The following is a 24,488-nucleotide window of genomic DNA, read 5'->3' as shown; positions in this document are numbered from 1 at the left end:
ACTTGTTTTTTATTTAAAAGCAGCTAAGCCAGTTATATCCATCCCGGTGATGAGCAAATGAATATCATGAGTTCCTTCATAAGTAATAACACTTTCAAGATTCATCATATGCCTCATGATGCTGTACTCTCCGGTAATTCCCATTCCTCCAAGAACCTGTCTAGCTTCTCTAGCAATTTTTATAGCCATATCAACATTATTTCGTTTTGCCATAGAAATTTGAGCCGAAGTAGCTTTACCTTCATTTCGCAAAACTCCTAATCGCCATGCCAATAACTGAGCTTTAGTAATTTCAGTAATCATTTCTGCCAATTTCTTTTGCTGCAATTGTGTAGCAGCAATAGGTTTATCGAACTGTATTCGCTCCTTGGCATATCTAAGTGCGGTATCATAACAATCCATAGCCGCTCCTATAGCACCCCAAGCGATTCCAAAACGAGCAGAATCAAGACATCCTAAAGGTGCGCCCAATCCACTTTTACCAGGTAACAAATTTTCTTTAGGTACTTTTACATTATCAAAAATCAATTCTCCAGTAGCTGATGCCCGCAATGACCATTTGTTATGAGTTTCTGGAGTAGAAAAACCTTCCATTCCTCGCTCTACAACTAATCCATGAATTCTTCCATTCTCATCTTTTGCCCAAACTACAGCAATATCAGCAAATGGTGCATTAGAGATCCAAAGCTTTGCTCCATTAAGCAAATAGTGATCTCCTTTATCTTTAAAATTAGTAGTCATTCCTCCTGGATTCGATCCATGATCAGGCTCTGTAAGACCAAAACATCCCATAAATTCTCCTGAAGCCAACTTGGGAAGATATTTTTTACGTTGCTCCTCACTACCGTATTTCCATATAGGGTACATTACAAGCGAAGATTGTACAGATGAAGTCGATCGAACACCAGAGTCTCCTCTTTCTATCTCCTGCATAATCAACCCATAGCTAATCTGATCCAATCCGGCACCACCATATTCTTCGGGGATATACGGACCAAATGCCCCTATCTCTGCAAGACCTTTGATGATTTGATTAGGAAATTCTGCACGTTGAGCATACTCTTCTATAATAGGAGAGACTTCTCGTTTTACCCAACTACGGGCCGCATCTCGTACCAATTTATGCTCATCTGTTAATAATTCATCTATGTTATAATAATCGGGAGCTTCAAAAAGATCAGGTTTCATATTTATTTTTAAAGTATTTTCAATTTTATCTAAGTAAAGTGCTAAACAAATGTAATTAATGAAAAAGGAGCTGGCAATTTTTTTGACATTTTTAAAAAAATCATTTTAAAACCGAGAATAACATATTTAAAATTAATTTGATTTATAAAGAATACGCATCCATCTCATTTCATCTCTAATTCGTGTATAAATTCCGCAGTATCTCCTTAATTTCTACACAAATAAGAATTTTTTAACATAATACAATTCAAAAACAAAAAGCACATAACCAATTATTAATCAATGTTTTATATTAAAATTATTATAGTTTCGATCCTCTGGCATAATAATTCTAATGGTATAAGTGTAATAAATTTTAAAACCTTTAAAGAAATTAAAAATGAAGAAATTATTTGTATTGCCAGTATTAGCGTTTGGATTATTAATTGGAACTCAAGGTATCACTGCACAAGAGGTAGCTTCTAACGATAACACCGAAGTTGTTACTCCGGTTCAGGATAAATATATAGATCTAGCTGTAGAGAATTTGCCTCAAAAAGTTCTTGATGCTGTTGCCAAAGATTATGCGGGAGCTACAATCGAAAGTGCAGGAGCCAAAGAAGATGCATCTGAATTCAAATTAGTTCTGAAACAAGGAGAAAAAGAAATGGAAGTTTTTTGTGATGCAGACGGAAATTGGATAACTAAAGGCTAATCAAAAAGAAAAGCTTCGATTTATAAAACTTTATGAATTAAGCTTGTAGAGTGATTGAATTTTGAAAAGGAAGGCTAGCATATGGCTTTCCTTTTCTATATTTTATAGTACCCCAATTACATTTTTAGATAAAAATCTTTAGTAAGATTACAATATGTATCAGTATACTGATGTCTGGATTTTTCGATGATAATTTCGTCTGTTTCAGCACCTCTTTCTTCAAAACCAAATAATAGCATCGATCTCTTAACATCAGATTTTGCAGTGCCTCTTACCCTTGTTATTTTTTGAGGATATAACTTTATCTGCTCTCCTATATCAATAATTTTTTTCTCCTCTTTATAAGGTAAGATAATTGCGAATTGCCCATGATCTGTCAATAATTTAGTGGCACCTATCATCAAATGTTCTAAAGGAAGTGCATCCTGAAATCTTGCTAAATCACGTTGTATATTTGCAGTCTTGTAATCCTCTGCATAAAAAGGTGGATTACTGATTAACAAGTCATAACGATCATCAATTTCTGCAACAAACTCTTGAAAAGAAGCGTGATAACAAAATAATCTATCTCCCCAAGGTGAGGCTTCAAAATTCTCAACCGACTGTTCATATGCTTCTGCATCAATTTCAATAGCATCTATTATTTCGGCATGAGATCGTTGAGCAGTCATTAATGCAATAACTCCTGTACCCGTTCCAATATCTAAAATCGAATTTACCGATTCTTTGATAGGAACCCAGGCACCCAAAAGCACACCATCAGTACCAATTTTCATAGCACATCGATCCTGTTGCACAGTAAATTGCTTAAAATTAAATGATTTAGACATTTGTTTTAGAGATAAAGATCTATAAGACCTTCTGGTGTAGTAACATGTACGGCTTTTGCGTTTCTATCTATCTTTTCTATAAACTCATCATTCATAGGAATAAGGATCTCGGTTCCGTTGCGATCTATTTCAAATAATGCTTGGGCAGTAGAATCATTTATTGATTTGATTACACCTACTTCTCCATAATTAGCATCAATTATGGTAAATCCTATTACTTCATGAAAATAGAACTGATCCCCATCAAGTTTAGGAAGCAACGTAAGGGGAAGATATATTTTAGCTTTCATAAGATCATCTGCATCCTCCTCTGTATCAACATCCTCAAATTTTACTCTAAGCAAATCACTCTTATGAAGACTACTTTTTTCAATAAAAAATGGAACCAGGTTATTGTTATAATCAACAAATACCGATTCCATTTTCACATAACTTGCGGGTTCATCGGTATCCAATTTAATCAATACCTCGCCCTTAAAGCTAAATTTACTTACGATTTTACCTAGATAGAAGCATTCTTCTTTCTTCATCGTCAATAATGCAACTATTCTTCTTCGTTGCTAGCTTCTGAAGCAGTTTCAGCTTCTGGAGCTTCTTCTACTACTTCTTCTGCATTTGCTTGCGCAGCCTCAGCCTCACGCTTCGCATTTACTTCTTTCTCAGCTGCAAGAGCTTTTGCTTTCTCAGCTGCATCAGCTTTGGCAAGAGCATCTTTCTTAGCATCTACAGATCCTTCTTTTTCTGATACCCAAGCTTGAAACTTTTCTTCAGCTTGTTCTTCAGTCAAAGCTCCTTTTCTTACTCCACCTGCAAGGTGATTCTTAAGCATAACTCCTTTATAAGATAAAATAGCTCTTGCTGTATCAGTTGGTTGTGCACCATTCTGCAACCACTTTACTGCATTATCAACATTAAGGTCGATACCCGCTGGGTTTACGTTTGGATTGTAAGTCCCTAATTTTTCAAGAAATCTACCATCTCTTTTTGATCTAGCATCAGCTGCTACGATCCAGTAAAAAGGTTTTCCTTTTTTACCGTGTCTCTGTAATCTGATTTTAACAGGCATAAAAATTAATTTTTGGGTTCACGACCCGGTTTATAATTGAGGGCGCAAATGTAGTTATTTTTAATTGAAAAGAATCACATATTTTAAAGTTTATCATTCTTTAAACGAATGCTTTATCCTTTTTTATCCCATTCCAGGGAATTCTTGTCGTTATTTTTGTAAGACGAAATCCGCATAAATTAAGTTTAAAACTATAAAAATTATCGTTTTTGTGTATTTCATCGATATTATGTGCTTTTTTTCGATAAAAAAATTGTTTTCTTCGGAATTTCCTCATATGTTTGTAAGGTAAACATTTTAACTATGCTTAAAAACATAGTCAAATATTGCAAAAGCCCCAAGCCTATGATTAGAATAACTACTATAATTTTAGCAGTTTTCTGCCTTACTATTACTTCCTGCTCAACTGATATCGAGATCAATGACCCTGCCTTACAGGCAAAAGTCGATGGAGAGACATTTAGATCTACAATTAAAAAAGCAGTTATTTATGACGACGGTACGTTAGTCATTTCAGGAAGCGAGGGAGAAAAATCCATAAGTTTTACAACTTCATCAACCAAAGTTGGAACTTATAAGATCAAACAACAGACCTTAAGTAAAGTTAGTTTCCTTAATAACCAAAAGAAGTTTACTTCTAAAAATGGAGAAACTCAAGGAGAAGTTGTAATTACTGAAATATTTAATAATGAGATTTCTGGTAATTTCTTTTTTAAAGATTTAACCGATAGTAATGGTAAAACTCTAGACTTTAACAATGGCTGGTTCTACAGATTACCTATCGTAAACGGTTCAATCGAAGAGGAAGAAGAAGTTGATGAAATTAATCCATGCCTCCTAAACGCGTCTTTAACAGCACTTATTGATGGTGCCGAAATGATTACTGATAATCATGACGCTAATCTTTTTGGCGTAAACGATGCATCTATCCTTATTAAAGCCACTAATGAATCAGGAGAAATCACTGTAGTATTTCCTTCAGGAGTAACACCAGGTACTTATGCTCTTTCAGGTTCGGGTGATTACAGTGCAACATATGCTGCAAATAAAGACAAATCCTCTGCATCCTTAGGAACATTAATAATAGCAGAACACGATATAGATACACAATGTATTCGTGGAAGTTTCGAATTTGAAACAAGAAGCGGTATTCAAGTATCAGAAGGTTTCTTTGATTTTGGTTATTAAACACCAACTCAACTTGACGATGGAAAGCACTCATTTTTAATAATGAGTGCTTTTCTTTTTCTCAATAATAGTTCTTCATACTAGAAACTCACCGTATAAGAATCTCTAACAGAACACCTCAAATTCAAGCAATCACTCCCTCTAAATATGTTAGATACCTAACATTTACAGGCTTTAACAACTCCTCAACAATCTTACTTTTTTGTTAATTAATTGCTAATAATTCTATAAAATCAATCTTTTTTTTCAAAAAAAAATCTCGTCATTTTTAGCCTAAAACCCTCTAAAACAGTATGTTTTTTAGTTATCAAAAATAGGAAGTCTATAAATTTTACTTATTACAATGGTTTTCGCAGTGTAAGAACAAGATATTCTATCGTCTCAACTTATATCAAAATACAAAATCACTTTTTTCGATTTACAGAAACAATTGGCCAACTGTTTTTCTTTAATAAGTACAAACATTTTAAAAACACAAAAATGAAAAATTTAAGAACCATATTTTTAAGCCTAATGGCCTGTTCTATATTTGTTGCCTGCAGCGATGATGATGATTCACCGGGCATAGATCTTCCACCCCCCTCTGAAGCTAGTTTATTATTAGAAAGTATTCGTCAAGATGGAGGAGTTCCTTATGATGCAGATAACCCTATTCTTACATTTACAGCGGATCAAAATGTATTTTTACCAAGTGTACTAGGTATTGACTATCGCACAGATAGATCGATTGTACCCGCTGGACCAACAGCGAGATTTCCAATGTTTAAAGGCTGGGAAACCACATCAAATGGCCCTCGAGAATTATATTACGTAATCACAGAAGCATCTGATAGAGATTTAGCTAGAGATTTGGGCGTTATCTTTTCTCCTAGAATGGCTGCTTCAATAGGGTCTGGTGGTGAACAAAATGCAACATGGACAGATGAAGGAAGATTAGTTTTTGAAGGATCAGTAGATTTTTCTCCAAAAAGATCTTTGATAGCCGGGCCGCAAGACGGTTTATTATTCGGGTTTCCACCTGCAGAAGTTAACCCAGGAGCTATTGCCGATGCAAGATGGTCTTCTTATGTAGTATTACCTGGTGGAGCTGTGATTAATGCTCAACCTGTTGCCAACAGCACAGGTATTCATGATAGAATTCCACATCCAGATGGAAATGGTCCAGGGCAAGAAGATGATTTAAACAATCCAAACTTTGCACCAGATCAAGCTGCTGTAGTTATGCAATTATTAGATGGATGGCAAAACGGAAAGCCTTATTATTTCCATATTGTAACTGATACTTCGGACCCAGGGCCTGCAACTATAGAATTAGGTGTTTTTGCACCAAGGTTAGCGCAATTACCAACTTTTGGATTGTTTCCAGGAGGCTCTATGTTACCCTTTAGTCCAACTGCAAACGGAAGAACGACAGATACAGATGGAAATGGAGTACAAGGTCTTAATTCTGCATCATTAAGCGATCGACAAGTACAAGACCCAACAAATACATTCCCTATAGATCCTAGAGACGAAAGATATGCTCCTATGTGGGATGCACATATTACAGAATTTACCGTTGCAGAATCTGAGCGCCCAATTTTAAGAAGTTTTGATCAAATAAATGAACTTCTGGCAGATGGAACTTTAATTCCTTTTAGAGGAAATGCAAACCCAAGCCCATTAGCAAACTCACTTTCGAATTTATTAACCGCTACAGGTGCAATTATCAATTGCCCGGTAATCACTCAACCGGAAGCAAACGTAATCGGCACCCAAATTGGAACCCCACGCAATAATTAGAAAACAATTAAAATATCGTTTTTGAGCACCTAAAAACCTTAGTAACATTTCTGTTGCTAAGGTTTTTTCTTATGATCGACATAAATATCTCTTACCAGAACAAAAAGAAAATATTGAATATAATCCTCGTAACTATATGGTTAATAATTTGGGATAACTTTTCAAAAATACAACCTATGATTTTACGTATTTTTGAAAGTCTATAGTAAGGGTTTAATTTTCTCGAAATATATCTTTTATGTATTTAATCTTTGATACTGAAACTACTGGGTTACCAAAACGTTGGGATGCTCCCATAAGCGATACCGACAACTGGCCGCGTTGTATTCAAATTGCATGGCAATTGCATGACGCAATGGGTAATTGTATCGAACATCAAGATTATTTGGTTAAACCAGATGGATTTAATATCCCATATGATGCAGAAAAAATACATGGTATCTCTACAGAATTGGCAGAACAAGATGGAATAACCCTGCAAGAGGTTCTTGAAAAATTTAATATTGCCTTATCCAAAACAAAATTCGTCGTAGGGCAAAATGTAGGTTTTGACGTTAATATCATGGGTGCAGAATTCTATCGTTTAGAAGTAGAAAATGAATTACAAAATCTTCCTGTTCTTGATACTTGTACTGAAACAACCGCAAGTCTATGTCAAATCCCCGGTGGTAGAGGTGGTAAATTTAAACTACCTACTTTAACCGAATTGCATCAGCACTTATTTGGTATTGCCTTTGGTGAGGCGCATAATGCTACCGCCGATGTAGAAGCCACAACAAGGTGTTTCTTTGAATTAATTCGTAAGCAAACGTTTACACTGGAAGAGTTAGATGTACAATCTGATTATTTTCAAAATTTCGTAGAAATTAACCCAGAGCCTATTCAGCTCATCGGGTTAAAACATATTAACCTGAAAAAAGCTTCTCAAAAAATTCGAGAAGAGCTCACCAAAAAAGAAACTACCAATCTATCTCAGCAAGAAATAAATCAAAATATTGCAGCTCTTGATGAAGTAGATTTTACCCATTTACACAATCACACTCAATTTTCTGTATTACAATCTACAACAAGCATTCCTGATTTGGTAAAAGTAGCAGCGCAGCATAAGATGAACGCTGTAGCCATGACTGATCACGCCAATATGATGGGAGCTTTTCATTTTGTACAAGCAGTATCTAATCACAATAAAAGCGTTAAAGCGGCTAATGCCGAAGCTGTAGAAAATGGCCAGGAGCCTGAGGGCATAGAAATGAAACCAATTGTTGGTGTCGAATTTTTTGTTTGCGAAAATCACAAAGACAAATCTAGAAAAGATAACGGATATCAAATTGTGATGCTTGCCAAAAATAAAAACGGATATCATAATCTGGCAAAAATGTCTTCTATTGCTTTCGTAGATGGTTTCTATTACCTGCCTAGAATTGATAAAGAAGTAGTTAAGCAATATAAAGATGACATCATTATTCTTACAGGAAACCTTTATGGTGAGGTTCCTAGTAAAGTTTTAAATATAGGTGAAAAACAAGCAGAAGAAGCCTTATTATGGTGGCACCAAGAGTTTGGAGAAGATCTCTATATCGAGATCATGCGTCATAATCAGGAAGATGAGAACAGAGTTAATCAGGTTCTTATTGAGTTTGCTAAGAAACACCAAATAAAAACCGTAGCGACCAATAATACTTATTATTGTGAGAAAAAAGATGCCAATGCTCATGATATTTTATTATGTGTTAAAGACGGTGAAAAACAGGCGACACCAATAGGCAGAGGTCGAGGTTATCGTTATGGTTTACCCAACCAAGAGTATTATTTCAAAACTCAAGAAGAGATGAAAAATCTCTTCAAGGACTTGCCAGAGGCGATTATAAATGTTGAAGAAATTGTAGATAAGATCGAACCTTTTGTACTTGCCAGAGATGTATTATTACCCGCATTTGATATTCCTCAAGAATTTTTATTTGAAGAAGATAAGCTCGACGGAGGAAAGCGTGGTGAGAATAAATATTTAAGGCATATTACCTATGAGGGTGCCAAAAAAAGATATAGAGAAATTACTCCAGAAATTGACGAACGTTTAGACTTCGAACTTAAAGTCATAGAAAAAACAGGGTACCCAGGATATTTTTTAATTGTTGAAGATTTTATTCGTGCGGCAAGAGACATGGACGTATCTGTAGGACCTGGTCGGGGATCGGCAGCAGGATCGGCAGTTGCCTATTGCCTTTGGATCACAAATCTTGACCCTATTAAATATGATTTACTTTTTGAGCGTTTCCTAAATCCTGATCGTGTAAGTATGCCCGATATTGATATTGATTTTGACGATGAAGGTCGTGGTCGAGTTATGGATTATGTGATTGAAAAATATGGCGCCAATCAAGTAGCACAAATTATTACTTACGGTACTATGGCAGCTAAGTCCTCAATACGAGATACAGCTCGTGTTCTAGACCTTCCGCTTGGAGATGCAGATCGAATTGCCAAATTAATACCTAATATGTCCAAATTAGGCAAGATCTTTGGAGTTGACGAAGCCACATTAAAGAAAAAATTTAGAAGTGATGAATTAGAAAAAGTAAACGAACTTCTTAACATCGCAGAAGGTAGTGATCTTGAAGCAGAAACCTTAAACCAAGCAAGAGTATTAGAAGGTTCTGTAAGAAATACTGGTATTCATGCCTGTGGTGTAATTATCACCCCAGATGATATAACAAAATTTGTTCCTGTTGCTTTAGCAAAAGATTCTGATATGTACTGCACACAGTTTGACAACTCTGTGGTGGAGAATGCAGGTTTGCTAAAAATGGATTTCTTGGGCCTTAAAACACTTACCCTTATTAAAGACACCGTAAAGATTGTAAAAGCTAAACATGGTGTCGAGCTTGATCCAGAAAATTTCCCTTTAGATGATGAAGAAACCTACGCACTCTTTCAAAGGGGAGAAACTGTAGGTATATTCCAATATGAATCTCCTGGGATGCAAAAATATCTGAAAGAACTAAAACCTTCGGTTTTTGCAGATCTTATTGCCATGAATGCATTATATAGACCAGGTCCATTAGAATATATCCCAAGTTTTATTAATAGAAAACATGGTACCGAAGAAATTATTTATGACCTTGAAGCTTGTGAAGAATATCTTCAAGAAACATACGGAATCACGGTATACCAAGAGCAGGTGATGTTGCTTTCGCAAAAGCTAGCCGATTTTACCAAAGGTGAAGCTGATGTTTTGCGTAAAGCTATGGGTAAAAAACAAAAAGCCGTCCTAGATAAAATGAAACCTAAGTTTATCCAACAGGCTTCAGAGAAAGGACATGCCGAGGATAAGTTAGAAAAAATATGGAAAGACTGGGAAGCCTTTGCAGCCTATGCATTTAATAAATCTCACTCCACGTGTTATGCCTGGATTGCCTATCAAACTGCATATCTCAAAGCACATTACCCAGCTGAGTATATGGCCGCTGTGTTATCAAACAATATGAATGACATTAAGCAAGTTACTTTCTTCATGGAAGAATGTAAACGCATGAAATTAGATGTACTTGGGCCAGATGTAAATGAATCGTATCGTAAATTTTCTGTAAACAAAGATGGTGCTGTTCGATTTGGAATGGGAGCTATTAAAGGTGTTGGCTCTGGAGCAGTTGCCACAATAGTTGAAAACAGAAAAGAAGATGGCGCCTTTAAATCAATCTTTGATTTGGCAAAACGTATTGACCTTAGAGCAGCAAATAAAAAAGCTTTCGAAAGCTTAGCATTAGCAGGAGGATTTGATTCGTTTGGTGACACACATAGAGGACAATACTTTCATGAAGAAGGAGACGGAATTACATTCTTAGAGAAAGCGGTGCGTTACGGATCTAAATTTCAAGAAAGCGAAAACTCATCTCAAGTTAGCTTATTTGGAGAAGCAAGTGAAGTACAAATACCAGAGCCGGTAGTCCCTCCATGCGAAGAATGGGGAACTATGGAAAAGCTAGCTCGCGAAAAAGAGGTAGTTGGGATCTATCTATCAGGACATCCACTAGATGACTTTAAATACGAAATGAAATATTTCTGTAATTCAACTCTTTTAAATTTTGCAGATCTGGAAAGCAATGTTAATCGAGAACTTTCTTTTGGCGGTGTAATTAGTAGCGTAGAACATCGTACCTCTAAAAATGGAAAAGGATGGGCCACCTTTATAGTAGAAGATTACAACACAGCTCATGAATTTAGAATTTTTGGTGAAGAATACCTGAAACACCGGCCATTTTTGGTACAAAGCACTTTTGTATACGCAAAAGCTTTTGTAAAAGAAGGTTGGGTTAATCGTGATACCGGTAAAAAAGGAGATCCTAGAGTTCAATTTAACAGTTTTCAGCTACTACATGATGTTATGGAGAGTTATGCCAGAAAACTTACTATTCAATTAGATATTAACGATTTATCAGATTCTAGGATTGATGGACTAAAAGAATTATTAACTGAGCATAGTGGAAATCACACCTTAAATTTTGTAATCTATGAAATGGCTGAACAATTAAAATTGCATATGCCAAGTAGAAAACAAAAAGTTAATATTTCTCAAGAGCTACTTATGGCCCTTGAAAATGATTCGGTCTATTACAAATTAAATTAGAAACACCTATATCCAAAAATGCAACTAACTAATTTTCTAATTAGGCTTTTATATAGGTCCATATTTTTAATTCTAAAAACACAATATTGATTTTTTTTAAACCAAAAATGGATATTTTCATTGTGATCCCTAAATAGCCAAAAAAGACCACTTAACACGTTAGCTATCTAACACTTATAAAATTTTAGGGCTTTCATAAAAAGTGTGAAAACATGGTAATTATTTGTTAAAAAAATCCTTTATTAAAAATTCACTTCTCACCCATTTACCTTGTAAAACCTTTAAAATCAATAAAATCCAAAATTGACAGAGGTTAAAACTACATTATTCATTTTATTTTAAAATTACTTCTTGTAAGTATAAAAAATTGATAGCGTCTCAACTCATATCAAACCTTAAAACCTTTTGATATTTTCAAAAACGATTGGCCAATTGTTTTCTTTTTTCAAATTTTTTAGAATATAACTATTAAAAACACAAAAAATGAAAAATTTTAAAACCATACTTTTAAGTATTTTCGCCATCTCATTATTCGCGGCCTGTAGTACAGATGATAATATTATTACAGAAGATCAATTAACCATAAGTGAAACAGCGGAAGACGCCTTAGAAAAAGAAGCGCAAACCAAAGGGTTCTTTCAATCATTAAGAGCTTTAAAAGAAGCCAAAATATTATTAAGTAGTATTCGTAAAGATGGAGGAATCCCGTTTAACTTTTTTAATCCTGCACTTAGATTCACAGAGTCTCAAAATGTTTTTTTACCAAGTGTTTTAGGAATTGATTTCAGGATAGATAGATCTGTCGTTCCTGCTGGACCTACAGCAAGGTTCCCCATGTTTAAAGGTTGGGAAACTTTACCTAATGGAAGTCTTAGAGAAGGGTATTATGTAATTACCGAAGCATCAGATAAATTTATGGCCAAAAAATTAGGAGTCATTTTTTCTCCTAGAATGGCTGCATCAGTAGGATCAGGAGGTGAACAAAATGCCTATTTCAATCGTAGAGGAAGATTAGTTTTTGAAGGATCTGTAGATTTTTCACCAAAAAGATCTTTGGTTACAGGACCTGCAGATGGATTATTATTTGGTTTCCCGCCAGCAGAAGCTAATCCAGGTGCTATTGCAGATTCTAAATGGTCTTCTTATGTAGTACTTCCAAGTGGTGTTGTTATTAATGCACAATTAGTAGCAAATAGTACTGGTATTCACGATAGGATTCCAAATCCAAATGGGAACAGTATCCAAGATCAAGATGATTTAAATAATCCTAACCTAGCTATTAATCAAGCTTCAGTTGTAATGCAGCTTTTGGATGGATGGCAAGATGGAAAACCGTATTATTTCCATATTGTTACAGATACTTCAGATCCAGGACCTGCAACTATAGAGTTGGGAGTTTTTGCTCCGCGATTAGCTCTTTTACCAACATTTGGATTATTTCCAGGAGGATCTATGTTACCTTTTAGTCCTACAGCAAATGGCAGAACCACAGATACAGATGGTTTTGGAGTACAAGGCCTAAATACTGCTTCTTTAAGCGATCAACAAGTACAAGACCCAACAAATACTTTCCCTATTGACCCTAGAGATGAAAGATATGCTCCAATGTGGGATGCGCATGTTACTGAATTTACAATTCCCGAAGCAAATCGCCCAATATTAAGAAGTTTTGATCAAGTAAATCAACTTTTAGAAGAAGGTATTTTAATTCCATTTAGAGGAAATGCTAATCCTAGTCCTCTAGCAAATTCTTTGTCCGACTTATTAACTGCTACGGGAGCAATAATAAACTGCCCTGTTATTACGCAACCCAATGCAAGTGTTATTGGTACTCAGATTGGATTACCTCGTAACAATTAAAATTAACGCAAAGGTTAATCGAAATTTTATAAAGCTTAGTTGTCATTGTACTTCTAAGCTTTTTTCTATTCCTCCAAAAATCATCCAATAACTCTATCACATATAATACCCTCTAGGATAAAAAAACATCAATGAAATATATGATTTCCTAGTTGCCTTAAGAATATATTTAATAGAGTTTATAATATTTAAAAACCGAAAGATTAAAACAATTCTTCTTTAACAGAATTATTTAATATTATATTTGACATCAGAAAATCAAATAGCTATATAGTCAAAACAAATATTACGCATGTAAGCTTTGGCAGAATTATTGACTAATTTTGTGAGTATTAAAATAAATAAGAATTTTTTAAACAATAAATAACTATGGCACTAGAAATAACAGACGCTACTTTTGATGAAGTAGTCCTAAAAAGTGATAAACCTGTATTAGTTGATTTTTGGGCTGCATGGTGCGGACCTTGTAGAATGGTAGGTCCTATCATCGAACAAATTAGTGACGAATATGACGGAAAAGCAGTTGTAGGTAAAGTAGATGTTGATGCTAATCAAGAATTTGCTGCTAAATATGGAGTAAGAAATATTCCAACAGTATTAGTTTTCCAGAATGGAGAAGTAGTAGGTCGTCAAGTAGGAGTATCTCCAAAAAACGTATATGCAGAAGCTTTAGACTCTCTTTTATAAGAGATCTTTAGTCATAAAAAATAAAAAAGGTTTGACAATTGGTCAAACCTTTTTTATTTTCACAGAAATCTGCAATATTTATGGATATTCAAAAAGAGATAAATAAAACTGGCGGCTTCACTAATATAGAGTTATTAGCCAAACAAGTAGTCGAAGGTTTTATTTCGGGGATGCACAAAAGTCCTTTTCATGGATTTTCTGCAGAATTTGCTGAACACAAAGTCTATAACAACGGTGAAAGTACCAAACATATTGACTGGAAACTCTTTGCTAAGACCGATAAGCTTTTTACCAAACGTTATGAAGAAGAAACAAATTTGAGATGTCATATTATTATTGACAACTCTTCTTCTATGCACTATCCAAAAATTAAAGAACACCATTTAGGCTCTCTAAATAAAATTAGTTTTGCTGTTTTGGCAACTGCTTGTCTAATGAATATTTTAAAAAAACAAAGAGATGCTATTGGTTTAAGTATTTATAGTGATAAGTATGATTACTATGCTCCCGAAAAAGGAAGCGAAAGGCATCATCAAATGCTTTTAAATAGTTTAAATCAAACCTTACTTAACAGCTCGACAGACAAGAATACTGAGACATATCGTTTTTTACATCAGATTGCAGAAAAAATACATCGTAGATCTTTGATTTTCTTATTTACAGATATGTTTCAGGCAACTTCGAGCCCTGAAAAACTATTCGAAGCCTTAAGACACCTTAAATACAATAAACATGAAGTAATCTTATTTCATACGATTGATAGTGAAAAAGAAATTAATTTTGATTTTAGCAATCGCCCTACTCGTTTTGTAGATGTTGAAACCGGAGAACATATCAATGTATATGCGGATAATATTAAAAACAATTATCAAAAGGAGGTCACTTCCTATTTTTATGATTTAAAAATGAAATGTGCTCAATATGGTATAAAGTATGTTTTGGCAGATACTACAAAAGATTTTGATAAAATATTGACAACATATTTGGTTGAAAGGCAGAAATTTACCTGATTTGAAAATATTAAATTTAAAAAAAACAAAAAAAACATTTGTGGGAAATAAAATGAGGTGTATATTTGCATCCGCAATAAGGCCTTGGTCTGGTAGTTCAGTTGGTTAGAATACCTGCCTGTCACGCAGGGGGTCGCGGGTTCGAGTCCCGTCCAGACCGCAAAATTGCAAAAGCTTCAATTTTAATTGAAGCTTTTTTTGGCAATTAAAAATGTTGTGTTGTCTCACGCCAAGCGTGAGTGGTTTAGTAGTAAACCAATGAGAAGCTTTTCCATATAAATTTGGAGAGGCTTTTTTTAATTTCAGGAAAAACTACTTTTTAAATCTATAAAATATAGAGTTACTTTTAATCCATCCAAATCCATTCTGGACAACTTAATGTTCTTGTGTCTACATATTTTTTGCTTCTTGTTTGTTTATGCAATAACAGTACCTCATTTTATCCAAAATAGGGATGTAAAGCGCTAACATAATAGTATTTAGCGTTTTTTTTAAGAGCTAGTATTCATATATTTAAATCATTATAATATACCCTTGGCAATATATTTATTTGTAATTAAAAGGGTGCTTAAAACCATTATCATGAAAAATATATTAAATCTAAAAGGAGCAAAAATGCTCTCTTCAAAACAACAAAAAGAAATTAACGGAGGTATGTTACCACCAATAGATTTTAGGTTTTGTTGTGGTTGCATTGTTCCTAATAATCAAGGAATACTAGAAATAATACAAGTGAGTTGTGACTTGAATTGCCCTGATGGTTCTCCATCGGTATCAGGCTTAGGTTGCTAATACCAGATTATTAAGGAATATGCAAAGCTCTCAAAAGAGAGCTTTTTTAATTTATAGTAGTGTTTTATCTATTAATTCTATACAAACACTCCTTCTATCCATAAGGAATATAGTATCAAAAGAGACATCAAAAACATAAGTAATCCAGCCCATCTAAATTTATACCCTGTCTTAACAGTTACTTTTGCTAAACTAGCAATACCTATTGATGGTTTTATCAAATACATCAAAGCCTTAGTTATTTGTAAAACCCCATATACTGTAATCAAAATTTTAGGCCATTCCCAAATAAAATGAAAAGAAACAATTAAAGACCCCATTCCTAAGGCAATCAAAGCGTTTATAATATTACCTATGTTCTTATGTTTATATAGAAACACGAAAAAATCGATCCATATTTTGGGTTGTAGAAAATGAGATAAGCCTACCACACCTATATTTATAGCGGTAAACAATTCTATAGATTGCTCACTATTCATAGTTTTAATTTTTACAAAAAATCTATTTCATTTTTTCTAGAACAAGTTTCCCCAATGATTCCAGACTTCTTGAATAAAAAGAATCAAAAAAGCAATGCATACAATAAACTTAATAAAAGTACCTGCCAAGAATCCGATAAACGATCCAAATGCAGCCTTAAGAGCTTTTGAAGACTCTGAACTATCTCTTATAAGTTCACCAAGAAAAGCCCCCGCAAATGGACCAATAATGATTCCTAAAGGCCCCATAAAAACTATTCCTACAATAAGGCCTAATGAACTGCCAATCATTCCATATTTAGTACCTCCAAATTTTTTCGTTCCCAGCGCCGGAACTATATAATCCAATACCCAAACAATAATAGAAACTCCTAAAGTAATCCCCAAAAATGTCCAATTTTGTGGTATAGCATCAGTAAAATGTAGGATTAACAAACCAATCCAAGAAGTAAAAGGTCCTGGCAACACAGGTAAAAAACTTCCTACCAAGCCTATAAGGCAAAATAGAAATCCAATGATGATCAGGGCTATATCCATATAAGTGTTTTGTCTATATGACGAATTCATCTCTTATTTGTTACATTTTTTCAACTAAATCATTAGTTATAACTAAATTATTAGTTATATTTGTTTTTAGAACTAAAAAATTAGTTGAATACGATTTATATGAAACAACTCACCAAAGCTGAAGAAGAGGTAATGCAACTACTATGGTTATTAGAAGAATCAAACGTAGCTTCTATAGTGGAGCAAATGCCCGAACCAAAACCCGCTTACAATACGATATCTACAATCATTAGAATATTAGAGAACAAAAAGTTTGTATCTCATCGAAAAAAGGGAAAAGGATACATTTATTATCCTTTGGTTAAAAAAGAAGAGTATAGCAATCAATCTATTAACAAATTAATGAATAATTATTTCAATGGTTCTTTTAGAAATATGGTTTCTTTTTTTGTGAAAAAGAATGATATGGATATTAAGGATTTAGAAAACATATTGAAAGAACTCGATAAAGAACAATAATCGATTAAAAATTTATAATCCGAAAATTATGTTACAGTATATATTATATGTGGTTATTTTTCAACTATTCTTTTTAGTTGTGTATGATATTTTTCATAAAAAGGATACTTTCTTTTCTTTAAATAGGGCTTATCTCCTTTTTACTTCAATATTATCTCTTATCCTTCCGTTTATAAAGATTGATCGCGTGAGAGAAGTTATTCCTGAAGAATATGTGGTTTCTCTTCCCGCGGTTATTATTGGTGAACAAAATCCATCCACATCTGTATCAAATATTATTGAAACCAACCCTTTTTACAGTCAAATAAACTGGTTATTTCTAGTATATGGAATAGGAGTATTTGTTATGCTCTTTTTGTTTGTGAAAAAAAATTACAAGCTTCAAAAACTTAGAAGAAAATCAACACTTAAAAAAATAAATACATATCACTTATGTATCATACCTAATAGTAAAGATGCTTTTTCTTTTTGGAACACTATATATATGGGCGATCAAATAGACAATCACGAAAAGGAACAGATTATTATTCATGAAATTGTTCATCTTAATGAAAAGCATACTCTTGATCTATTGTGGTGTGAATTACTCAAAATTATCTTTTGGTTTAATCCCTTGGTATACATCTATCAATCTAAATTAAACTCTTTACATGAATTTATCGCCGATGCCAAAAGTATTGTCATTTTAGGGAGGAAAAAATATTACGAACAACTACTTCATACTGTTTTTGACACAGAAGACATTGCATTTATAAATCAATTCTTTAGTCGCTCATTACTTAAAAAACGCATAGCAATGCTACAAAAAAACAAATCAAAAAAGATAGCCAAATTCAAATACATTATGGTTATTCCTATTTTAATAACAATGATCATTTTCTCTTCATTTTCAGAAAATAAATATCATCAAAAAACCGGTAATATCATAGTTCAAGAAATAGAAAATGATTCTTTGGATGCTGCTTTAATAAAGAAGTTTAAAAAAGAACTTGCAGAAATGGTTAGCAATAATGCTTCTCTTGAAGAACTTAATGGAGCTTTTAGTTTAGAAAATAAAAATGGTGTTATCTCGCGAGAAAGTTATCTTAAAACTCAAGTATTTTTTGGATACATCATTCAACAACACTTAAAAAAAGCAAGAAAAAATAATGAATTATCACCAGAAGAAGAAAACTCAGCCAAACAACTTCTTAAAGGTATAAATAGGTCTTATAACGAATTTATTGAAACCGGAAAAGATAAGAACATAACATTAACCGACGAAAAAAAACAAGAACCAAAATCAACCAATACTAGCAAAGATGCCATACCATTTGCTAAAGTAGATAAGGTTCCTAGCACCAAAAAATGTGCAGAATTAACTAATAGTAGTGAAATAAAAAAATGTGTATCTGATGAGATTAAAAAACTTGTCAATAGAAATTTTAAAACCGATGTTTTAAAAGACAATGGGCTCGTTGGTATTAATCGTATTTATGTGCGATTTAAAATAGATACTTTAGGTAATATTGTGGATATACAAGCCCGAGGCCCACTCCCACAGACAGAGACCGAAGCAAAAAGAGTAATTGCAATGCTCCCGCAAATGATTCCTGGTGAATTAAATGGAGAAAAAGTAGAAGTCTTATACTCCTTACCTATTGTTATTAATATCCCAAAAGAAGAATCAGAAAACCAAGCGTACAAATCGGAAACTAGAAAGAACAATATCACTAGGATTAGTGATCAACAAATCCTTACAGAAACACTTACCGATAGCGAGAATCATGATATCGAATCAGGTTATTATCTGATTTCTAATATTTTTAAGCATGATTCTTATTATCAACGTGGGTTAAAAAACCTTAAGAACATAGGGCTTCCTGTAAAAAGTTTTAAAAACCCAAAAGACAAGTATTTCTATGTTTACTTAGATAGGTATGATGAATTAGAGGAAGCCAAAAAGATGCTTTTAAATAATTTTAACGGTAGGTTTTATGGTGACCTATATATATTAAAAATAAATGGCAAGTAACATTAAGACTAACATATTACTGATATCATTACTTGGGCTAGTTTCTATACTTAATGCTCAGTCTCCGGCGCTTGCAGTTGCCGATAGTTTATATCATTTGGATGATTTTTCAAATGCGATCCAAAAATATCAGGAAGTCACGCCAAAAGATCAATATATTCTTCTTCAAATTGCAAAAGCCCATAGAGCCAAGGGAACCTACACAGATGCTCTTTCATATTATAAAAAAGCGATTACAGAATATTCATCTGATGCTGTTACAAAATATGAGTACGCCAAATTACTCACAACCACACGTAAGTTTATCAAAGCGGATAGTGTATATTCAATACTAGCCAGTGATTATCCAACAAATCCAAATTTTCAATATCGATTAGGAATTGCTAAAAAATTATTGAAAGACTCTACATCAATTACTTATTTTAAAAAAGCTTTTTCATTAGATAGTACACATCAAAAAAGTTGTTTTCAAATCTCTAAGTACTATCTTAAAAAGAGAAACTATGATATGGTTTGGGAAACTGCAAATCTCGGGTTACATTCTTATCCAGAAAACGTTGAGTTAATAAGTATTTTAGGGCAAAATTTCCTCTTGCGAAAAGATTATTATGGTGCACTCCCTTATTTTGAGAAATTACTAGCATTAAACCATAAAAATGAGTTTGTTCACTCAAAACTAGGCCTATGCTATAACCAGACTAATAATTTTAAAGAAGCTATTGTTCATTTTACGGAAGCATTAAAATATAATAACAAAATCCCAGAGCGGTATTCTATGTTAGCCTATGCGTATCAAAGAACAGAAAACTATGACAAAGCATTGGAATACTACAAAACAGCATTGTCATTGAAAAACCTACCTATTGAAGAAGAACTTTTTTCAATAGCTTTAGTATATCGATTTCAAGAGGATTGGGAGAAAGCTATAAAATATACGAAATTATCCCTCAATGAAAATCCGAAGTATGATAGAGCTCAATATCAATTAGCAATGTTTGCAGATGCTTATTATAAGGATCCAAAAATTAAACTCAAATACTATAACGAATACTTAACCAAGTTTGGGCAGGATAAAAAAAGAAGATACTTTAATAATATAATCGAAAAAAGGATTGTCCAACTTGAAGAAGAAATTAATACCAATACAACCAAATTAAGGAATAACCTTAATTAAGTATGCTTTAAAAACAAAAAAAGAGGTTATCAATAGATAACCTCTTTTCATTAATTCATCTTTTATTATTCTTTAATTATTTTCTTAGTCGTTATAGTTTTGTTTGCTTTATCTTGCTCTAAAACATTCAAAATATAATATCCCGATGGCAACTCGCTAACATTTATAGCATTTTGTCCGTCTTTTACAATTATTTCTTTTTGCAGTATACCTATAGAATTAAATATCTTAACTCTTGATCCCTTAGCTACTCCCGATATATTAAGCATATCAGTCATAGGATTTGGAAAAGCTTTAATATTAGTGTTATCTACAGCTTCTCTAACGGCAAGATTAGATACATAAGTAATTACTAATTGCGGAGGTGAGTTAACTGCATTTTCTTTTGATGAAAAAGCAAAATCATTACCAGAAGACATATTTAAAATCAATGTAACCTTATCTCCAGATATAGAACCAGCACTTAGATTAATTGTTTTATTGTCTCCTAAATCATAAGTAGCATTAAGATTTCCTAGCATCGCACCTGTAGATGGCTTATTGCTATTAGACAAATTATTTTCTGTCCAATTGTTTGTGTTCCCTTTGTTCACATTCACATTGCCATTACCAGGATCAGAGGCTACTTTAAATTTTAATTGAGCACTCGTAATAGTTCCATTGATTGAAGAAAGGTCGAACATAAGGTATGCTGTTCTCTTATTTTGTTCTACTCTAATAATATCACTATTATTTCGAGTTGCTCCTTGCAAATACGCATCATGAATCGGAGATAATGTAACGGTTTGTTCTACAGGTGTTATGCTAGTAGTAACCACTTTATCTATATTAAACAGATAACCTGCAGCTCCTTTATACAACAATCGAATTGTTTTTTCTCCTGATAAAAGAGGAATATTTATCGTATATTTTTTATAATCATGCCATTGCCCAGTAACAGGGATAGAGACAGTACCTACCTTAGTACCATCTTCGATCACATCTACTTGCCCACCTACTCCAGCACTTGACGCATAAAAATCAAAGGTGTATTCTCCCGTAGCCCTCACATTGGCTACATATTCAGTATAATCTCCGTTTTTAATAAACCCTAAGTTCTTATTGGATGTTCCTGGGGTATTTTCGATACGTACACTACCTGATTTTGCACTAAAATTCTCTGCTTCAAATATGCCTGGTATATCCACAGTGCTTATCGGTGGTGTACCATCTATAATTTGTATACTCACCTCATCAGAAGTTGTAACAGCACCTTCATTATCAGTTGCCTTTGCAGTTATAGTATAATTTCCTGTGATATCGATTGTGGTAGTAGTTTCATAAGGGACAACGTTTTCTGTAGCTAACAAATTTCCATTGAGAAAGAATTCTACTTTTTCAATAGTTCCGTCGGTATCAGATGCATTTGCTGCGAAGGATATAGTTTCTCCAACTTCAAAACTATTTCCATTAGAAGGAGATGTAATATTAACCTGTGGTTTGTCATTTTCTGTACAATCTGACAGAACCACTGCAGGTCCTGTTCCTGTTGGCTTTGTATAACTTTTGGATAATACAAATTTGTCCATTTCGAATCCATCTTCTCTCATAGAAAAAGAAATCGTATGTACTCCTGCCGAAGGGATATCTAAAAATATCTTTTGCGCTTCTCCACAATGATTAGCACCTGTTCGTTGTTTACTTTCCCATGTCCACTCATTTTTACCAGAACACCATTGCATTCTGTTTCCTGAAGCCGGCCAGTTTCCGTTAAGACCAACATGAACTCCATTATCCTCAGTTCCAGTTGAATGAGCTCTAACCCAAACAAAATATTTTCCTGCTGTTGTAAATTTTACTCTATAATTAATTATAGCTACTTCTCCAGCAGTGTTAGAAAAACTCTCTCCGTTAATAAGTGGATCAGAATGTGTTACTCTAGTATCTGGCAATATTTCTAAATACCCACTAGCACTTGCACCATTAGAATGATCCGGATCTGGATCCGGATTAGGAGTAGATCCGCTTCCATTAAGTACATACCACTCTCTTTTGGCCGTTTTAGATTGGCTATCAAAATTCTCGGCTTCTACAGCTACAACCCCATTTTGTTCAAGAGGTATGCATCCATCAGGATCTCCTCCGCCATCTTTCTTTTTGATTAATGCAACCCAATCATTGTTATCTGGTGCTACAAGATTACCTCCTAAAGTTGCTTGTGAGGTAAGATTTCCTCCAGAGCGAGGGTTATACCATTGCACCTCATAATTTCCATTTCCCGAAGGTAAACTAAGCCCAGTAGATCCTCCATTAGGTCGGTATACTGCATATACTTCTCCAGCTTTTGCTAATACATAATCGTTATTATCTGAAGTTACTCCATCTGCACTTACCATATCCACCATATCAGATTGTAAGTTGTTATTAAAAAAGGCAAGAGCATATCCTCCTTCTTGATATTTTTTTCCTCTTTTTCTATGATCATTTCCATTAATATCTCCATCATCATTGGTATAACCACTATAGTACTCAACTCCAGCTCCTCCTGCCATAAGTGTTCCCCATAGTACTCTATGTCGAACTTCTTTGTCTGAAACTCTTACACCAATTGAAGCATTACCTTGCTCATCATTTGCAACAATCCATTTTTTACCAGCATTTCGTGATTTTTCTACCCATCTTTTAATATCATTATGAACTTTGCTTTTATCCGTTTGAACAGAAGCTCCAGTTAATTCAGAATTGTTCCCAAGCAATGGATTATACCTTTGATCTTGTTGATTAGGGTATGTATGAATCACAATATTATGATCATAAGGGTCGATATTTTTAATATAGGAAGCAGCTGCTTTAGCCACATTATCCTTTAAAGTTGTTTCTTCTGTTAAATTCCAATTTAACGCTAGGTGATGACTAAATCTTGCAATAAGTTCTCGATAGTATAATTTACGTTCTCTACCAAAATTATCTCCATCCATCTTATTGTCATTTTCGGTCTCCATAGTCTTAAAATGCAGGTAAATTCCTTTTTTATCCGCATATTCCATGACTTTTTCCCATTGCGCTAATTTAGAAACATCAAAACGATCTTTATTTACTTTATTCCACTGTTGTCCTCTTGGAGTGTTACCATATTCTTGTTCTGACACCTTTAAGGTATGCGGAAAAACAGCTCCTCCGTCCCCAGCAGTATTCCATGTTAAAAAAGACATTACATTAGCTCCTTGACCCGATAAGTAGTTAAGCATTCCTAATATTTCTGTTCCTTTTCCATTATCCCAAGTATATGTACTCGCATCAGCAGTGACATAATCTCTTTGATGGGGTTGCCAAGTTTTATTTCCTATTTTATTTAGGTTATTATTGTAGCTTGGCGTTGCGTCAAAATCTACATAGTTAAAAGCATTCTCAGGAGAATCCGCTCCCGCTTTCACAAACCAAGGACCATTAGGGTTCGAGGGGTTTGTTCCAATATGCCGTAAGTAATGTTCTCCTACATATTTTAATCTTCCAAGGTTTTTACCTCTAAAATCTCTTCCGGATTTATCAGATTCGGCAACGTTAAAAGTACCCGTGGCACCGTTCATAAAACCTGCACCAGATCCGCCACCATTGATAGCAACATTAGATCCTTGCTTGAAAGATACAGACCAGTTCCAGGTTCCGGTTTGATCAGGAGAGAAATGCACTCTCCATTTATTACCCGATGTACAACCATTGTTTTCGGCATTACCACAAGCTGCATAATAACCTGGTATTTTATAACTTCTATTACTTCCCCCATGAGTAAAGGTAACTTCCAGATTATAATCTGAAAATGGATTAGGGTTTGAGGCTTCTGTGGTATTGGGGCCATTAAAGGTCAAGCTGACTTTATGCCATCTTTTTAGTTCTCCCTCTGGAGTTTGGGCGTATGCTATACTCCCTAAAAGGAAAAAAGCAATTAAAAATTTGAGTTTGTTAAGTTTCATAATTAAAAAAATCTAGTTAAACGTTTGATTTATGAGTTAGTAATTAATTTTCATTGACAACTAAATCTGTATAACTAGGGGTAGAAGAGAGAAGCACAAAGGCTTCTCTCATTGATTAGGGTTT

At 33.9% G+C, this 24,488-nt stretch carries 18 protein-coding genes and 1 tRNA gene; 12 read left to right on the top strand and 7 right to left on the bottom strand.

All coding sequences use genetic code 11. The features are described from left to right. Positions 1-9: 9 nt before the first annotated feature. The gene (locus DK508_RS19420) at positions 10-1,188 is read right to left on the bottom strand and encodes an acyl-CoA dehydrogenase family protein (RefSeq protein ID WP_109302439.1); all 1,179 of its coding nucleotides are present in this window, start codon (positions 1,186-1,188) and stop codon (positions 10-12) included. 379 nt (positions 1,189-1,567) lie between these two features. Here DK508_RS19420 and DK508_RS19415 point away from each other — a divergent pair, with 379 nt between their 5' ends. Further along, positions 1,568-1,882 (top strand): hypothetical protein, encoded by a 315-nt coding sequence (locus DK508_RS19415; RefSeq protein WP_109302438.1) that lies wholly within the window; start codon positions 1,568-1,570, stop codon positions 1,880-1,882. A 116-nt stretch (positions 1,883-1,998) separates the two neighbouring features. Here DK508_RS19415 and DK508_RS19410 read toward each other — a convergent pair whose 3' ends face one another. From DK508_RS19410 to DK508_RS19400, 3 genes are read right to left on the bottom strand one after another with little or no spacing between them, the layout of a single operon-like run. Beyond that, positions 1,999-2,712, bottom strand: coding sequence for a tRNA1(Val) (adenine(37)-N6)-methyltransferase (locus DK508_RS19410; RefSeq protein WP_109302437.1), 714 nt, complete (start codon positions 2,710-2,712; stop codon positions 1,999-2,001). A gap of 5 nt (positions 2,713-2,717) precedes the next feature. After that, positions 2,718-3,242 (bottom strand): ribosome maturation factor RimM, encoded by a 525-nt coding sequence (rimM, locus tag DK508_RS19405; RefSeq protein ID WP_109302436.1) that lies wholly within the window; start codon positions 3,240-3,242, stop codon positions 2,718-2,720. Positions 3,243-3,256: 14 nt separating this feature from the next. Continuing rightward, positions 3,257-3,778 carry a 30S ribosomal protein S16 gene (locus DK508_RS19400; RefSeq protein ID WP_109302435.1) on the bottom strand — a complete coding sequence of 174 codons (522 nt, stop codon included), beginning with the start codon at positions 3,776-3,778 and terminating at the stop codon, positions 3,257-3,259. Between the two features lie 345 nt (positions 3,779-4,123). On the opposite strand from DK508_RS19400, the gene DK508_RS19395 reads away from it, so the two are divergent. The 8 genes from DK508_RS19395 to DK508_RS19360 all read left to right on the top strand — a co-directional run bounded on the left by DK508_RS19395 (position 4,124) and on the right by DK508_RS19360 (position 15,721). Beyond that, positions 4,124-4,966 carry a DUF6252 family protein gene (locus DK508_RS19395; protein WP_109302434.1) on the top strand — a complete coding sequence of 281 codons (843 nt, stop codon included), beginning with the start codon at positions 4,124-4,126 and terminating at the stop codon, positions 4,964-4,966. A 480-nt stretch (positions 4,967-5,446) separates the two neighbouring features. After that, complete coding sequence (locus DK508_RS19390; RefSeq protein ID WP_235016440.1) at positions 5,447-6,748, top strand: hypothetical protein; 1,302 nt, start codon at positions 5,447-5,449, stop codon at positions 6,746-6,748. 238 nt (positions 6,749-6,986) lie between these two features. Next, the gene (dnaE, locus tag DK508_RS19385) at positions 6,987-11,372 is read left to right on the top strand and encodes a DNA polymerase III subunit alpha (RefSeq protein WP_109302433.1); all 4,386 of its coding nucleotides are present in this window, start codon (positions 6,987-6,989) and stop codon (positions 11,370-11,372) included. A gap of 483 nt (positions 11,373-11,855) precedes the next feature. Further along, positions 11,856-13,232 carry a hypothetical protein gene (locus DK508_RS19380; protein WP_235016439.1) on the top strand — a complete coding sequence of 459 codons (1,377 nt, stop codon included), beginning with the start codon at positions 11,856-11,858 and terminating at the stop codon, positions 13,230-13,232. A gap of 369 nt (positions 13,233-13,601) precedes the next feature. After that, entirely contained in the window at positions 13,602-13,919 is a 318-nt protein-coding gene (gene trxA / locus DK508_RS19375) for a thioredoxin (protein ID WP_103865399.1), read from the top strand. A gap of 80 nt (positions 13,920-13,999) precedes the next feature. Further along, the gene (locus tag DK508_RS19370; RefSeq protein ID WP_109302432.1) at positions 14,000-14,929 is read left to right on the top strand and encodes a DUF58 domain-containing protein; all 930 of its coding nucleotides are present in this window, start codon (positions 14,000-14,002) and stop codon (positions 14,927-14,929) included. Between the two features lie 86 nt (positions 14,930-15,015). After that, positions 15,016-15,089: transfer RNA gene (locus tag DK508_RS19365), tRNA-Asp, on the top strand. Positions 15,090-15,511: 422 nt separating this feature from the next. Continuing rightward, a complete protein-coding gene (locus DK508_RS19360; RefSeq protein WP_109302431.1) occupies positions 15,512-15,721 on the top strand; it encodes a hypothetical protein in 210 nt (69 codons plus the stop codon). 77 nt (positions 15,722-15,798) lie between these two features. Here the strand turns inward: DK508_RS19360 and DK508_RS19355 are convergent, their stop codons facing one another. Both DK508_RS19355 and DK508_RS19350 read right to left on the bottom strand, forming a co-directional pair. Continuing rightward, positions 15,799-16,200, bottom strand: a complete 402-nt coding sequence (locus DK508_RS19355) for a hypothetical protein (RefSeq protein WP_109302430.1) — start codon at positions 16,198-16,200, stop codon at positions 15,799-15,801. Positions 16,201-16,236: 36 nt separating this feature from the next. After that, positions 16,237-16,767, bottom strand: coding sequence for a DUF456 domain-containing protein (locus DK508_RS19350; protein WP_370443860.1), 531 nt, complete (start codon positions 16,765-16,767; stop codon positions 16,237-16,239). A 99-nt stretch (positions 16,768-16,866) separates the two neighbouring features. On the opposite strand from DK508_RS19350, the gene DK508_RS19345 reads away from it, so the two are divergent. The 3 genes from DK508_RS19345 to DK508_RS19335 are packed head-to-tail and all read left to right on the top strand — an operon-like array spanning position 16,867 to position 20,414. Beyond that, positions 16,867-17,226: a BlaI/MecI/CopY family transcriptional regulator gene (locus DK508_RS19345; RefSeq protein ID WP_109302428.1), complete on the top strand. Its 360-nt coding sequence runs from the start codon at positions 16,867-16,869 to the stop codon at positions 17,224-17,226. A gap of 28 nt (positions 17,227-17,254) precedes the next feature. Continuing rightward, positions 17,255-19,240: a M56 family metallopeptidase gene (locus tag DK508_RS19340; RefSeq protein ID WP_109302427.1), complete on the top strand. Its 1,986-nt coding sequence runs from the start codon at positions 17,255-17,257 to the stop codon at positions 19,238-19,240. Beyond that, the gene (locus DK508_RS19335) at positions 19,230-20,414 is read left to right on the top strand and encodes a lipopolysaccharide assembly protein LapB (protein ID WP_109302426.1); all 1,185 of its coding nucleotides are present in this window, start codon (positions 19,230-19,232) and stop codon (positions 20,412-20,414) included. The genes DK508_RS19340 and DK508_RS19335 overlap by 11 nt, the downstream gene beginning before the upstream one ends. A 65-nt stretch (positions 20,415-20,479) precedes the next feature. On the opposite strand, the gene DK508_RS19330 is transcribed toward DK508_RS19335, so the two are convergent. Next, entirely contained in the window at positions 20,480-24,364 is a 3,885-nt protein-coding gene (locus tag DK508_RS19330; protein WP_109302425.1) for a carbohydrate-binding protein, read from the bottom strand. Positions 24,365-24,488: the final 124 nt, after the last annotated feature.

It is taken from the genome of Aquimarina sp. AU474 (assembly GCF_900312815.1).
Lineage (GTDB): Bacteria > Bacteroidota > Bacteroidia > Flavobacteriales > Flavobacteriaceae > Aquimarina.
The sequence above is the reverse complement of the archived record's forward strand: the minus strand, read 5'-3'. Positions and strand labels throughout refer to the sequence as shown.

Coding starts and splice junctions, on each gene's coding strand:
- DK508_RS19390 (WP_235016440.1), top strand. CDS start 5,447: ATGAAAAATTTAAGAACCATATTTTTAAGCCTAATGGCCTGTTCTATA.
- DK508_RS19420 (WP_109302439.1), bottom strand. CDS start 1,188: ATGAAACCTGATCTTTTTGAAGCTCCCGATTATTATAACATAGATGAA.
- DK508_RS19340 (WP_109302427.1), top strand. CDS start 17,255: ATGTTACAGTATATATTATATGTGGTTATTTTTCAACTATTCTTTTTA.
- DK508_RS19415 (WP_109302438.1), top strand. CDS start 1,568: ATGAAGAAATTATTTGTATTGCCAGTATTAGCGTTTGGATTATTAATT.
- rimM (WP_109302436.1), bottom strand. CDS start 3,242: ATGAAGAAAGAAGAATGCTTCTATCTAGGTAAAATCGTAAGTAAATTT.
- DK508_RS19330 (WP_109302425.1), bottom strand. CDS start 24,364: ATGAAACTTAACAAACTCAAATTTTTAATTGCTTTTTTCCTTTTAGGG.
- DK508_RS19335 (WP_109302426.1), top strand. CDS start 19,230: ATGGCAAGTAACATTAAGACTAACATATTACTGATATCATTACTTGGG.
- DK508_RS19350 (WP_370443860.1), bottom strand. CDS start 16,767: ATGAATTCGTCATATAGACAAAACACTTATATGGATATAGCCCTGATC.
- trxA (WP_103865399.1), top strand. CDS start 13,602: ATGGCACTAGAAATAACAGACGCTACTTTTGATGAAGTAGTCCTAAAA.
- DK508_RS19370 (WP_109302432.1), top strand. CDS start 14,000: ATGGATATTCAAAAAGAGATAAATAAAACTGGCGGCTTCACTAATATA.
- DK508_RS19360 (WP_109302431.1), top strand. CDS start 15,512: ATGAAAAATATATTAAATCTAAAAGGAGCAAAAATGCTCTCTTCAAAA.
- DK508_RS19380 (WP_235016439.1), top strand. CDS start 11,856: ATGAAAAATTTTAAAACCATACTTTTAAGTATTTTCGCCATCTCATTA.
- DK508_RS19410 (WP_109302437.1), bottom strand. CDS start 2,712: ATGTCTAAATCATTTAATTTTAAGCAATTTACTGTGCAACAGGATCGA.
- dnaE (WP_109302433.1), top strand. CDS start 6,987: ATGTATTTAATCTTTGATACTGAAACTACTGGGTTACCAAAACGTTGG.
- DK508_RS19355 (WP_109302430.1), bottom strand. CDS start 16,200: ATGAATAGTGAGCAATCTATAGAATTGTTTACCGCTATAAATATAGGT.
- DK508_RS19395 (WP_109302434.1), top strand. CDS start 4,124: ATGATTAGAATAACTACTATAATTTTAGCAGTTTTCTGCCTTACTATT.
- DK508_RS19400 (WP_109302435.1), bottom strand. CDS start 3,778: ATGCCTGTTAAAATCAGATTACAGAGACACGGTAAAAAAGGAAAACCT.
- DK508_RS19345 (WP_109302428.1), top strand. CDS start 16,867: ATGAAACAACTCACCAAAGCTGAAGAAGAGGTAATGCAACTACTATGG.